The sequence below is a fragment of the Blastococcus jejuensis genome, assembly GCF_039534705.1.
GTDB classification, from domain to species: Bacteria; Actinomycetota; Actinomycetes; order Mycobacteriales; family Geodermatophilaceae; genus Blastococcus_B; species Blastococcus_B jejuensis.
Map to the genome: position 1 here is coordinate 33805 of NZ_BAAAVV010000002.1, position 13101 is coordinate 46905.

At 74.6% G+C, this 13101-nt stretch carries 11 protein-coding genes; 5 read left to right on the top strand and 6 right to left on the bottom strand.

The annotated features are described in order from the left end of the window. The first annotated feature begins 94 nt into the window (after nucleotides 1-94). Nucleotides 95-640 carry a gluconokinase gene (locus ABD644_RS03895; protein WP_344687235.1) on the top strand — a complete coding sequence of 182 codons (546 nt, stop codon included), beginning with the start codon at nucleotides 95-97 and terminating at the stop codon, nucleotides 638-640. Between the two features lie 47 nt (nucleotides 641-687). Here ABD644_RS03895 and ABD644_RS03900 read toward each other — a convergent pair whose 3' ends face one another. Then, nucleotides 688-2736 carry a M14 family zinc carboxypeptidase gene (locus ABD644_RS03900; RefSeq protein WP_344687236.1) on the bottom strand — a complete coding sequence of 683 codons (2049 nt, stop codon included), beginning with the start codon at nucleotides 2734-2736 and terminating at the stop codon, nucleotides 688-690. Nucleotides 2737-2942: 206 nt separating this feature from the next. Between ABD644_RS03900 and ABD644_RS03905 the strand changes: the two genes are divergently transcribed. Both ABD644_RS03905 and ABD644_RS03910 read left to right on the top strand, forming a co-directional pair. Then, entirely contained in the window at nucleotides 2943-5300 is a 2358-nt protein-coding gene (locus ABD644_RS03905; protein WP_344687238.1) for a heavy metal translocating P-type ATPase, read from the top strand. Between the two features lie 42 nt (nucleotides 5301-5342). Further along, the gene (locus tag ABD644_RS03910) at nucleotides 5343-5513 is read left to right on the top strand and encodes a hypothetical protein (protein ID WP_344687239.1); all 171 of its coding nucleotides are present in this window, start codon (nucleotides 5343-5345) and stop codon (nucleotides 5511-5513) included. Nucleotides 5514-5538: 25 nt separating this feature from the next. Here ABD644_RS03910 and ABD644_RS03915 read toward each other — a convergent pair whose 3' ends face one another. After that, on the bottom strand, nucleotides 5539-5709 hold the full coding sequence (locus ABD644_RS03915) for a hypothetical protein (protein ID WP_344687240.1): 171 nt from the start codon (nucleotides 5707-5709) through the stop codon (nucleotides 5539-5541). A gap of 135 nt (nucleotides 5710-5844) precedes the next feature. Here ABD644_RS03915 and ABD644_RS03920 point away from each other — a divergent pair, with 135 nt between their 5' ends. Next, a complete protein-coding gene (locus tag ABD644_RS03920) occupies nucleotides 5845-6585 on the top strand; it encodes a hypothetical protein (RefSeq protein ID WP_344687241.1) in 741 nt (246 codons plus the stop codon). Between the two features lies 1 nt (nucleotide 6586). On the opposite strand, the gene ABD644_RS03925 is transcribed toward ABD644_RS03920, so the two are convergent. Continuing rightward, nucleotides 6587-8113 carry an alpha/beta hydrolase family protein gene (locus ABD644_RS03925; RefSeq protein WP_344687242.1) on the bottom strand — a complete coding sequence of 509 codons (1527 nt, stop codon included), beginning with the start codon at nucleotides 8111-8113 and terminating at the stop codon, nucleotides 6587-6589. Nucleotides 8114-8231: 118 nt separating this feature from the next. Between ABD644_RS03925 and mgrA the strand changes: the two genes are divergently transcribed. Then, nucleotides 8232-9269 (top strand): L-glyceraldehyde 3-phosphate reductase, encoded by a 1038-nt coding sequence (mgrA, locus tag ABD644_RS03930; protein ID WP_344687243.1) that lies wholly within the window; start codon nucleotides 8232-8234, stop codon nucleotides 9267-9269. 157 nt (nucleotides 9270-9426) lie between these two features. Here the strand turns inward: mgrA and ABD644_RS03935 are convergent, their stop codons facing one another. The 3 genes from ABD644_RS03935 to ABD644_RS03945 all read right to left on the bottom strand — a co-directional run bounded on the left by ABD644_RS03935 (nucleotide 9427) and on the right by ABD644_RS03945 (nucleotide 13060). Beyond that, a complete protein-coding gene (locus tag ABD644_RS03935; RefSeq protein WP_344687244.1) occupies nucleotides 9427-10530 on the bottom strand; it encodes a hypothetical protein in 1104 nt (367 codons plus the stop codon). Between the two features lie 173 nt (nucleotides 10531-10703). Further along, nucleotides 10704-12203 (bottom strand): hypothetical protein, encoded by a 1500-nt coding sequence (locus ABD644_RS03940; RefSeq protein WP_344687245.1) that lies wholly within the window; start codon nucleotides 12201-12203, stop codon nucleotides 10704-10706. 68 nt (nucleotides 12204-12271) lie between these two features. Next, nucleotides 12272-13060, bottom strand: a complete 789-nt coding sequence (locus tag ABD644_RS03945) for a GntR family transcriptional regulator (protein ID WP_344687246.1) — start codon at nucleotides 13058-13060, stop codon at nucleotides 12272-12274. Between the last annotated feature and the right edge of the window lie 41 nt (nucleotides 13061-13101).

The following is a 13101-nucleotide window of genomic DNA, read 5'->3' on the forward strand; positions in this document are numbered from 1 at the left end:
GAGTCGGTGGACCCGTCGGTCCAGGGCCGCTCGCGGGCCGCGTAGCGTCCGCGTCGTCGGCAGGATCTCCGAGGTTCCGGATGGGTGCGCGCAGATGACCGGGCAGGACGTCCCCTCGGGCAGTACGACGATCGTCGTGATGGGCGTGTCCGGTACGGGGAAGTCGACGGTCGCCGACGGCCTGGTGGACCGGCTCGGGTGGGAGTTCGTGGAGGGCGACGACCTCCACCCGCCGGCGAACGTGGCGAAGATGCGGTCCGGTTCCCCGCTGGACGACGAGGACCGGTGGCCCTGGCTGCGCCGGCTCGCCGGCTGGATCGGGGAGCGCGAGCAGGCCGGTCGCTCCGCCGTCATCACCTGCTCGGCGCTCAAGCGCAGCTACCGCGACCTGCTCCGCGACGGGCACCCCTCGGTCTGGTTCGCGCATGTCACCGCCGACGCGGCGCTGCTCCGGGAGCGCCTGGCGCACCGGAGCGGTCACTACATGCCCGCCTCGCTGCTCGACAGCCAGCTCGCCACCCTGGAGCCGTTGCAGGACGACGAGCCGGGGGCGGCGGTCTCCGGTGCCGGAGCGCCGGACGACGTGGTCGAGGGTTTGCTCGCCGCGCTCGGCAGGGATCGCGGCATTCGCCGTCCCTGACCGAGCCGCCGCCGCCCCGGCCCCGTGCGGGGCCGGGGCGGCGGCGTTCAGCGCCGTCCGCAGGCGGTGAGGTTCACCCGCAGCTGCTGGCCGCGGTCGATCACGACCGGCACCCGCTGGACCACCCGGCCGTCGCGCTCACAGGTCAGCGTCCAGTTCTCCACCAGGCCCGGCACCGTCGAGGTCTCCGCCTCGAACAGCGCGGCGGTCAACGTCCAGCTCGGCGTCGCCGAGGCGAAGTTGATGACCCGCAGCACGTAGGTGCCCTGCGCCGGGTCCTGCAGCAGCACCCGCTCCTTGTCCCCGACGAAGTTGCCCGAGCTGCCGACCTGGGTCAGCGAGCCGTCGGCGTTCTTCCGGTAGACCTCCAGGTCCAGGTCGTCCGGGGTCGGCCAGTCGAGGGTGATCTCGAGCAGGTCGACGTCCTGGGTGACGGCGAACTCCTGGTCGGTGGACTGCAGCGGAGCCGTCGTCCCGGTCCAGGACTCCTCGGCGACCGGGTCCCCGGACACCGTCTCGACCTGCCGGTCCATGACCACCGGGCGGGTGGAGGGGTTGACGTGCCAGGTGTAGCGGCCGTCCGGCCCCACGGTCATCGTCGTGTCCAGGGTGTCCTGGATCGAGGCGTCCCAGGTCGACGTGGCGACGGTCTTCTTCAGCCGCAGGATCGCGCCGGCCGGCGCCCGGCCGGTGAGCACCGAGTGCATCTCCGGGTCGACGGCGTTCTCCAGCGCGATCAGGTACGCCTCCCGGTTGCCCCGGCCGGCGTACTCCCCGGCGCCGAGGTACTCGTCGACCACCTCCGGGAACGGCGGGTGGAACTCGTCCGGGCCGATCTCGAAGGTGTAGCCGAAGCCACCGGTGGTGTTGTACGACCAGTCCTCCGTCGAGCCGGTGGTGTCGTAGAGCTCCCACGCGTGCTGGCTCGTGTAGCCGTTCTGCGCTGCCATCTCGTCGCCGAGCTCGCGCAGCGCGTCCTCGTCGTACGGGTCGCCGAGCGGGATGCCCTCGCTCCCGGGCACCAGGTCGGGGGCGGCGCCGTTCGGCCGGAGCACCAGGTTCGAGAACGTGTGGTTGGTGATCAGGGTGGTCACCTGCCGGCCGCTGATCAGCTCGCGGATGTTCTGCGTCTCCGGCTCGGAGAAGGGCGCCGCGCCACGGTAGGTGGGGTCGGCGAACAGGTCCGAGGCGCCGGGGCCGCCCCAGTAGCCGCCGTAGTTGCGGTTGAGGTCCACGCCGGCGCCGTAGCCGCCGGGGCTGGTGGCGGCGATCGCGCACGTGCCGTCGGGGGTGTCCTGACCGTCGACGAGGCGGCAGTTCTTCCGCTTGTAGGCGTTGCCGGGCGTGCCGAGGATGCTCGCCGTGCCGCCCTCGTCGACCGTCCGCAGGTCGACCAGTTCCCCGTCGGTGCGGGACATGTGGAACCCGTCGACGTTGACCACCGGGACGACGACGACGCGGGAACGGTTCACCAGGTCGGTGATCCGGCGGTCGGTGCCGTAGTTGCTGACCAGGTCGACCGCGAACTCCATCGCGTGCTCACCGGAGGGCCACTCGCGGGCGTGGTGCACCCCGAGCATGAGGAACACCGGCAGCCCGCGCTCCGGCCCCTGCACGCCGCGACCGATCTCGACGCCGTAGATCGGCCGGCCGTCCAGCGAGGCGTGCGGCAGCGTGAAGAGCTTCACCAGGTCGGGGTGCTCCTCGGCCAGCGCCGCCATGTCGGCGTTGTAGTCGTCGAGCGTGCGGTAGGCATCGCGGCCCGACGGCAGCGGCGAGCGCTCCGTGGCCGCCGCGTAGGCGGCGTTGAGCTGGTTGTTCTCCGCCTCCCGCGCGAGCAGGTCGGGGATGCGGACGTCGTAGCCCAGCCCGGCCGCGACCAGCGCGGCGGCGTCCTCGGCGGTGTGCAGCACGACCTCGACGTAGTCGTGGCCGGCGTGCTCGGTGAGGTCGAGGCCGAGGGTCTGCAGCAGCTGCTTGTCGGCGCGGGTGGGGGTGTCGACGGTGACCAGCTGGGGTCGGAACGCGTCGGGCGCGGCCGCGGCCGGCGCGGCCACCCCGGCCGTGGTGAGGCCCACGAGCACGGCCGTGGTCACGCCGCACAGGGCGATCCGTCTGCGGATGGAACGAAGCAACATGTGCGTCTCCGGTCTGGGCGGGGGGCGCGTCGGTTGCTCAGGAAACGAGCGTGCGGCCCGGAGGTGACGCCGCCGGCACCCGCGTGGGCCCCGCGCGGGCCGGTCGTCGGGGGATGATCCCCTCGACGCAGGGGGCGCCGACCGCTCGAGGGGGCACCGACGACATGGCCGACGACCGAGGCGCGCCTGCCGGTGCCCGGCCCGTCTGGCGGCTGCGCGGCCAGGGGTGGCGCCCGTGGCTGGAGCCGGGCCTGCTGGTGCTGACGCTCGGGGCCTTCCTGACCGGCCTGCTCGCCCGGGCCCTCGGCGCCGAGGCGGTTGCCGACGGGGGCTGGATCGCCGGCACGGTGCTCGCGGTGCTGCCCGCGCTGGCCTGGGTGGTCGCCGCCCTGCGCCGGGGTCGGGCCGGTGTGGACCTGCTCGCCGTCGTCGCCCTCGTCGGCACGCTGGCGGTGGGGGAGTACCTGGCCGGCTCCCTGGTCGCGGTCATGGTGGCGACCGGTCGGGCGCTGGACGCCGCCGCGGAGCGGCGGGCCTCCCGCGACCTCCGGGCCCTGCTGGAGCACGCCCCGCGCAGCGCGCGCCGCCGTCTCGGCGACGTGGTCGAGACGGTGCCGCTCGAGGCGGTGGCGGCCGGGGACCTGCTGGTCGTCGGCCCCGGCGAGGTGGTCGCCGTCGACGGTCGCGTGGAAGGCGGCAGCGCGGCGCTGGACGAGTCGGTGCTGACCGGTGAGCCGCTCCTGGTCGAGCGGTCCGACGGCGACCCGGTGCGCAGCGGCGTGGTCAATGGCGGTCCGGCGTTCGAGCTGCGGGCCACCGCCACCGCCGAGGAGAGCACCTACGCCGGCCTCGTGAAGCTCGCCCAGGAGGCCGGCGCGGAGAACGCCCCGGTGGTCCGGCTGGCCGACCGGTACGCGGCGTGGTTCCTGCCGCTCTCCCTCGCCGTCGCCGGGGCGGCGTGGGCGGTCAGCGGGTCGGCGGTGCGGGCCGTGGCCGTCCTGGTCGTCGCGACGCCCTGCCCGCTGCTGCTGGCGGCGCCGGTGGCCATCGTGTCGGGGCTGTCCCGGGCCTCCCGGATCGGGGTGGTCATCCGCAGCGGGGGCGCGCTGGAGAACCTCGGCCGCGCCCGCACGCTCGTCATGGACAAGACCGGCACGCTCACCGTCGGACGGCCGACCGTCGTCGAGGTCGCCACCGCCCCGGCCGGCGACGCGGGCGAGGTGCTGCGGCTGGCCGCGTCCACCGAGCAGCTGTCTCCGCACGTGCTCGCCGAGGCCATCGTGACCGAGGCCCGGGCCCGACGGCTGCCGCTGACCCTGCCGACCGATGTCGTCGAGGAGCCCGGCCGCGGGGTGTCGGCGACGGTCGAAGGGCGGCGCATCGAGGTCGGCAAGCGGACGGCGCCCCGCGACCACGACTGGGCGCGGGTGGTGCTCGACCGGGCCCGGCTCGACGGCGCCGCCGTCTCCTGGGTGACCGTCGACGGCGAGCTCGTCGGCGCGGTGCTGCTGCGCGACCCGCTGCGCCGGGACGCACCGCGCACCATCCGGCGCCTGCGCTCGGCCGGCCTGCAGCGGCTGGTCATGCTCACCGGCGACCGGGTCGAGCCGGCCCGCGAGGTCGCGACGGTGCTCGGGCTCGACGACGTCTACGCCGAGCAGACCCCGGCCGACAAGGTGGCGGCCGTGCGCGGTGAGGACGCGCGCGAGGTCACGGTCATGGTCGGCGACGGGATCAACGACGCCCCCGCGCTGGCCGCCGCGACCGTCGGGGTGGCGATGGGGGCCCGGGGCGCGACGGCGTCCTCGGAGGCCGCGGACATCGTGCTCACCGTCGACCGCATCGACCGGCTCGCCGACGCCATGGAGATCGCCCGCCGGGCCCGCCGCATCGCCGTCCAGAGCGCGACGGTCGGGATGGCGCTCTCCCTGGTCGCGATGGGGGTGGCGGCCCTCGGCTGGTTGCCCCCCGCGGCCGGGGCGCTGCTGCAGGAAGGCATCGACGTGGCCGTCATCCTCAACGCGCTGCGCGCGCTCCGGGACCCGGGCGGGGACGTGACGCTCACGGCGGACACCGACACGCTGGTGCGCCGGTTCGCCACCGAGCACGACGAGCTCGCCGACACGTTCCCGCTGCTGCGGCGCGCTGCGGGACTGCTCGCCGAGAAGCCCGGCCCCGAGGCGCTGGACGCGGTCCGGCGGGCGCACGTGTTCCTGGTCGACCGCCTGCTGCCCCACGAGCTCGCGGAGGAGACCCAGCTCTACCCCGCGTTGGCCGAGCCGCTCGGCAGCACGGAGGCCACCGCCCCGATGAGCCGGACGCACGCGGAGATCCAGCGCCTGGCCGCCCGCCTGGGCACGCACCTGGAGCTGGCCGACGCCGCCGGGGAACTCGACCCCGACCAGGTCGAGGACGTGCTGGCCACCCTCTACGGCCTGTACGCCGTGCTCCGGCTGCACTTCGTGCAGGAGGAGGAGAACTACTTCGCGCTCGCCACCGACCGCACCGGCGGACCGGGCTGAGCGGTACTGGACACCGCGACGCGGGGGCGCGACCCTTCAGCCATGACGCAGAGCCCGTACTCGATCCCGCTCGACGAGCTCGTCGACAGCGCCCGGGTGCCGGTGGCCGAGCAGGTCGTCGAGCAGCCGGAGCGGCGCTTCTACGGCGGTGACTGGTCCAGCGGCGTGATCCTCGCCGGGGACTCCGGCTGCGACGGCGGTGGCTGCGACTGACCCCGCCCGCCCGCGTCGGGCGGCCTCAGTGCCGGCCGCGGGGCAATTCGTTCTGGCGCTTGTTCCACCCCAGGGCCGCGGTGGCGGCGAAGAACAGCAGCCCGACGACGGCCAGCCAGAACAGACCCTTCACGACCGCGCCGATCACCGTCACGACGAGCCAGATCACCAGCAGGATCCCGATCACGCGCCACATGGCGATCTCCGTTCGTCGGCCGGGGGGAAGCCTGCACCGACTGTAGGCCCCCGACGGGTGACCCACGCCGGGGATCGGTGTGCGGCCGCGTGGTTCATGAGACTCTCCGGGCTCGGAACTCGACCGGGGGTGGCGGTGCGGACGGACACGGGGTGGCGGCGCGCCGTCCTCGCCGGCCTCGCGCTGGCGTCGACGGCAGGGTGCGGGTTTCTCCAGGACCTCGCCGAGCCGGACCCGCCACCGAGCATCCCGGTGGCCGACGAGACGGTCCGACCGCCCGCGGCGCCGGCCGCCGGCCCGCTGGTGATCGCCGAAGGCGCTCTGCTGACGGCAGAAGGCGGTCGGGCCGGCCGGCTCACGGTCACCGCCGGGCCGGTGCAGACCGGCGTCGTGCCGCCGGTGCCGAACTTCTCCGACTCCTGCCCGGTGGATCCGGCGGCGCTGCAGTACCTGCCGGTGAGCGTCGGATTCACCATGCGCTGGGACCAGCAGTCGGCGATGCCCGGTCTGGCGGCCCGGCTCGACGTCGGCACCGGCCCGGAGACCCCGGCGGACATCGGCGACGTCGGGATCGTCGTCGAGTCCGGCGACGGCACGGAGCGGTACTGCTTCGACTACCCGCCCCTCCCGACCTCCGACCGGTTCTGGAACCAGATGCACGCGGAGGACGTCACCGGGTACGTCGTCCTGGACCGGGCGGTCACCCCGGCCACGCCGGAGGGGCGGGCGGACGTCTTCCCGACCCTGCGGCTGCGCATCTCCGACCTGCGCCTGTTCGCCGATCCGGAGGACGTGCGCTCGCTGCGGCTGGGGGAGCTGACGGTGGGCGCCGCGTGCCCCGACGCCCCCGACGCGATCTGCGTCGCCCTGGGCTGACCTACGCGCAGCCCACGTCGGCGATGTCGTCGTCGACCGCCCGCCCGGACGCCGTCGCGATGTCGTACCCGGAGCAGAAGTAGAACGACAGGTGCTCGGCGCGGTCCAGCGTCACCGGCTGCCAGGTGCCGGTCGAGTCCGGCTCCAGGTACTGCAGCGTCGTGCCCAGCAGCACGGAGTCGGCCGCCGGGTCGTGCTGCAGGTACTTCCCCAGCCAGGCCTGGGTGTAGACGCTGGACACCGCCTGCCCGTACCGCGACGCGGGCAGCACGTAGGCGATGTCGGTGTACTCGAGGTGGGTGGAGGCCCGCGGCACGATCACCATCGAGTCGACGCCGGCGGCGGTCCAGCCGTCGTAGCCGGTGGCGAGTTCGCGGCGCGGGTCCGGTGCCTCCGCCGGCGATCCGACCTCCGACGGGTCGAACAGCCCCGAGTTGGCGAAGTACGGCGCGACCGTGAACCCGTACTCCGACTGCAGACCCAGCGCGGGCACGACCGGCTCCAGCGGGCCCAGCGCGTCGAACTCCTCGCCGTCCCGGATCGACGCGCGGGTGGAGAGCTTGTCCAGCGCGACGACGGTCTGGATCCGCTCGTCCACCGCCTGCAGGTAGGACACCGCGATCGCGCCGAGCGAGTGGCCGACGACGGCCAGCCGGGTGGTCCGGCCCGGGGTGACCGTGTCGGGGTCGGGGGACCGGTCGAACTGCTCCCACAGGGGGTTGTGCCCGTCGACGTCCGCCGAGCCGGCGGCCGGGTTGGCGTACGGCGCGTCGGGCGTGGACAGGAAGAAGTCGATCGCGTCCTGCGTGCCGTAGACGAAGTTCGCCGTCTGCTGGGAGGGCACGCCGGGGCAGGGGGACTCCTCGCCGGCGGCCGGGGCGGCCGCGAACGAGCAGTAGGGCAGGTCCTCGACGTCGCCGAGGTGGGGGAACGTCTCGCTCCTGCCCTGCCCCTGCACGTCGTAGGTCAGGACGACGTAACCCCGCTCGGCCAGGTCCTGGGCCAGCCACCAGTACATCCGCTCGCTGCCCTGGACCGAGCCGGTCGTGAGGACGACGCCGGGGAACGGCCCCTCCAGCGGCTCGCCCGTGTAGGGGTCGGTGGCGCCCGGCAGCGGCGCGAAGAGGTCGCCCTGGATCAGCGCGCCGTACCGGTTGGTGAACGACACCGGGGTGATCTGCCCGCGGGTTCCGTTCCAGTCGGCGCGGTAGGGGTTGCCGCTGTTCCAGCCGGGCACCGCCATCGCCGGCGTGAGCGCCGGGCGGTTCGGCCGCGCGGCCTGCGCGAGCAGGTCGGCGGCGAACACCGGGTTGATGTACTGGGCGCTGGCCAGCCCGTACTGGGGGGAGAGCTGGCCGTCCGGCGCGGTCTGCCGCCCGTAGGCGTCGGCGATGTTCTGCGCGTCCCGGGCCAGGTACTCCGGCGTCCCCGGCGCCGGGTCGCCGGGGGCGGCGACGGCACCGGAGGAGCCGACCACCACGGCGGCCAGCGCCAGCGCGACGACGGGGAGGGCGCGAGAGCGGCGCATGCGGGGCTCCTGGGATCGGCGGTCGGTCCCCGGGACCAACGACGCCGGCCGGTTCCGGTTACCGGCCGGTAGGGACGCCGCGGGCGCGGCGGCGGGCGCGACCGGGAACGATGGGCCCATGGCCTACCGCGCAGCCGATGACCGCTACGACTCGATGACCTACCGCCGGACCGGCCGCAGCGGTCTCGATCTGCCCGCCGTCAGTCTCGGGCTCTGGCACAACTTCGGCGACGACGTCCCGTTCGAGCGCCAGCGGGCGATCCTGCGCCGCGCCTTCGACCTCGGCATCACGCACTTCGACCTGGCCAACAACTACGGCCCGCCCTACGGGTCGGCGGAGACCAACTTCGGCCGGCACCTCGCCGACGACTTCGCGCCCTACCGCGACGAGCTGGTCATCTCCACCAAGGCCGGCTGGGACATGTGGCCGGGCCCGTACGGGCAGGGCGGTGGCGGCCGCAAGTACGTGCTCGCCAGCCTCGACCAGTCGCTGCGCCGGATGGGGCTGGACTACGTCGACATCTTCTACTCGCACCGCCCCGACCCGACGACGCCGCTCGAGGAGACGATGGGCGCGCTCGACACCGCCGTCCGCTCCGGCCGGGCCCTCTACGCCGGCATCTCGTCGTACTCGCCGGAGGACACCGCGAAGGCCGCGGAGATCCTCGCCGACCTGGGCACGCCGCTGCTGATCCACCAGCCGTCGTACTCGATGCTCAACCGCTGGATCGAGACCGAGGGGCTGCTCGACACGCTCGAGGACGTCGGTGCCGGCTGCATCGCCTTCTCCCCGCTGGCCCAGGGGATGCTCACCGACAAGTACCTGGACGGCATCCCCGAGGGCTCGCGGGCCAGCCAGGACAAGTCGCTCTCGGGCGAGCTGCTCACCGACGAGGCGCTGGACCACGTCCGTGCGCTGCACGAGATCGCCCGCGGGCGGGGGCAGAGCCTGGCGCAGATGGCGCTGGCCTGGGCGCTGCGGGACCCGCGCGTGACCACCGTCCTCATCGGCGCCAGCAGCGTCGCGCAGCTCGAGCAGAACGTGGGGGCGCTGGACACCCCGGAGTTCACCACCGACGAGCTGGCCGCCATCGACGAGCACGCCGTCGACACCGGCATCGACCTCTGGGCACAGGCCCGCGCCGGCGAGGTCTGACCGGGGGACCTCCGACCCGTTCATGGGGCACTGCTCTTGCGCGGTTGCCGACGTCCTTGCGGCAGTGCACCAGCGCAAGCGCGTGGGAAACCGCGCAAGAGTGCAGGCCGGCGCGCAGGGCGTATCGCTGATGACGTCGTTGCCGATCTGTGGCGGGTCAGGGGTAGGCGGACACCGGGTACTGGGCGTTGGGCGCCAAGGGGGCACCCAGTACGGCCACGACGTCGTCACTGGCCCCCATGCGCTGCAGCAGGGCGCGGGGGAGCAGCCCCCAGTCCAGGTAGCCCTTGCCGGGTCCGAAGAGCAGGCCGAGGCGCTTGGCGAAGGTGTCCGCCCAGGCCGTGAACAGCGGCGACGCGCTGGCGGGGGCGGCCCGCACGAGCCCGGTGGCGGCGGTCAGGTAGGCCACGAGCAGCAGCACGCGCCGGTGCCGGTCGGCGGTGCTGCCGAACTCCCGGGCGTGCTCGGCCGCGGTGAGTTCCGCGGCGAGGACGGCGGTGCCCCGGTCGAGCATGTAGACCAGGTTCGCCGGCGGCCAGGTGTAGCCCGCGCCGCTCCACTGGGCCACGAAGGCGGTGGCGGGGTCGGCCACCACGCTCCCGCCCGCGGACAGGTGGTGCAGGGCCAGGTGCAGGGGGCTGTTGGCCGGCGGCATCGCGTCGACCGGGTGGTCGATGCGGCCGCTGATCACCGTCGCCAGCCGGTGCGGCGGAGGGTCCCAGCTCTCGCCCGTGCCCGCGTCGGTCAGGTGGGTGACGACCGCCTGCGCCGCCGACCGGGCCGCCTGGCCGAGCGTGGCCTCCAGCGACACCGGCCCGACCCCGACGGTGGCCGGCGCCTCCTCGAGCTGCTGGACCCGGTCGGAGACGACGTCGAGCGGCACCGGGTCGGTCCACCGGAGGTCCACCGTCGTCAGTGCGACCACGCCGAACGGGTGCAGGTGCAGCTCGAGACGGGGCGTCCCGGCCGGTGCGGTCAGCGTGCCGCGCACGCGCAGCGGGACCCCCGCCCGCCGCAGCTTGGGGGCGAGCGACTCGTCGACCGTGGCGCGCAGCGGCTTCTCCGCGATCCGCGACCAGAACTCGGTGTCGATCGGCACGTCGTCGCCGAACGGCAGCCCCACGGCGAGCCCGCGGACCGGTGACGGGCTCGTGAGCCGCTGGGCGAACGCCACGGGCTGCCCGATGTCGAGCAGCCCGTCGTGGATGCGCGCGCTCACGTGCGAGACGCGCAGCAGCGTGACCTCGGCGATGCCGGACATGGGCGCCCCCCGGCTAGACTCTAGGGGCCACCGTGGTCGGGAACCAGATACCGCAGTAGCCGTATCCCCGACGGTGCTCCGTTCGGCATCGGACGCTTTGCGTCGGAAGCCTCTGGGGGCCGGCGCCGCCTAAGGGGCGGCGCTGGTGTCACGGGGTTCTCGCCTGCTGGGTGTCAGTCGAACACGTCGACCGGACGCGTGAGCGGCAGCCGCTCGTTGCCCGCCGGCGTCGCGCCCGGCACCGGCGTCGGGCCGGGCAGCCAGCCCTCCTTCTGCTGGAACCGCATCCGGTGCTCGGCGTCGGGCTGGGTCGCCATCACCGCGGCGACGTCGGCCAGCCGCCCGCTGCGCTCCTGATCGCGCACGTCCATCTCCATGTACTCCACGGGGGGCGTGAGCACCATGGCCTCCCCGTCGGTGTGGACCAGCAGCCCACACGCCCCACCGGTGTCCCGGTAGACGGGCCGGTCGAGCGCCGGATCGGCTTTCGCGGCGGCCCCGAGCACGGCGAGCGGGCTGCTGGTCGGCGTCACCGCCGGTACGGCCCGGCGGTGCCACCACACCCGCAGCGCCGCCCCGCCGGCGGCCAGGAGCCCGCACGTCACGCTGACGACGACGATGTCGCTCACGGTGTAGGTGTCGAGCAGGTCCGCCGCCCCGACCAGCGCGTACAGCCATGCGGCGGCGAGCGACACGGTCACGGCCGCCAGCATCCAGAGCTTGTCGTCCCAGATCCGCTTGCCGACGGCGGGCGGTGCCAGCCCGATCCGCCGCCGGTCGCGGGTGAGCACGGTCAGCAACGCCCAGACCGCCACCAACCCCGGGACGACCACGATCGAGCCGACCCCGAGCACCCCCGGCAGTTCGTCGGCGGCGAGCGCCACGTCGATCTCCCGCGTGGCGACGGCGTCGACCGGCCCCGCGCCGTCGTCGGTCTCCGAGGTCGCCGTGACGACCAGGCCGGCCGCGCCGCGCCGCAGCGGTCGCTGCGCCTCCACGCGCACCTGCACCAAGGCCGTGGCGCGCGGGCCGACGGTGAGCTCGATCGGTTCCCCGGCGCGGGCTGCGCTCACGTCGTCGTCCCCGGCGGCCAGCCGGACGACGTGGCCGCCGGCATCCGCGCGCACCGTGACCGTGGCCGCGGTCTCGCCGGAGTTGGTGACCACCGCGACCAGGTCGGCCGGGGAGGCGTCGGTCAGGCGGGTGTTGCCGACGAGCGCGAGGGCCGTGGTGGACTCGGCCGCGACCAGGCCGACGGCGGTCATGGCGACCGTCTCGCCCCCCTCGGTCGTGCCGGAGACGACGACCACCACCGACGCCGGCCGCGTGGCAGGCACGCCGTCGAGCGTGAGGGTCGCGAGCGCCGAGGTCCCGGGCTCCAGGCGGGGCACCGACTCGGGTTCCAGCCGGCCCTGCACCCCGGCACGCCCGTGCGCGGTGAGGGTGAGCGAGGTGACGGGACCGGTGCCGGTGTTGGACACGCGCACGAGCACCGCGGGGTCCCCGGGAGCGACCTCGGCCGGGGCGGCCTCCACCGCGAGCGCCCCCGGCGCGGCGGACGCCGGGGCCGGGTCGAGACCGAGGAGCAGGAGCGGTGCGAGCAGGAGCGCCGGGACGGCGCTGCGCAGCCAGCGACGACGGCGCGGTCCGGTGGGGCCGACGGTGGTCGACACGGGCGCAGGGTAGCGACGTCGCGACGCCGAGCGAGGCAGTTGCGACCCGGTTTCCCGCCCGGCCCGGGTCAGGACAGGCTCGGCGTCATCCTCAGCGGCTGGGCGCCATCGGTGCTCGGCCCGCACGGCGGCCCCAGCGTGCTCGACAGCGTGATCCGGTCGGCGCGGATCAGCATGTGCCGCCATTCGACCGGCCGGCCATGGCTGGTGCCCAGTCGGTGGACGGACAGTGCAGGCGTCGGGGTCGCCATGCCGAGGATCTCGTGCTCGTCGGGGGAGGGGAGGACGGCCTGCACGGTCTCCTCACCGCCGGTCACGAGGACGCCGGTGTGCTCGTGCAACTCGGTGTGGAATCGCGCGCGCCCCAGGTCTGCGGTCAGCAGCGGCTCGGCCAGCGCGGCGGGCAGCCAGATCCGGTCCCGTGCCACCGGCTCGCCGTCGATCGAGCGCAGGAGTTCCAGGTGCACCAGTGGCGTGGCCGCCGCCAGCCCCAGCCGGCTCGCCGCGTCGTCGTCGGCCCGGACCTCCAGGTGCCTGACCTGGGCCGACGGGGTCAGGCCACGGGCGCGTGCCGAGGCGAACAGGGAGTGCAGGATGCAGGCCGGCTGGGCGATGAGTCGCGCCTGTGGGCCCACCTGCGGGCGGCGGCCCCGCGCCGCGGTGACGACCCCCTCCGCCCGGAGCTCGCGCAGTGCCTGGCGGACGGTGTGCCGGCTGACCCCGTACTGATCCACCAGGTCGAGCTCGCCCGGGAAGTCGCCGGAGAAATCGCCGCGGGCCAGTCGCTCCCGCAGGTCGGCCAGGACCTGCTGCCACAGCAGGCCGTTGGCGCGGACCAGGCGCGGCGTCGCGGCCATCGCAGCCTCCTCTCCCCGGCCCAGGGAGGTTCCCGGACTCT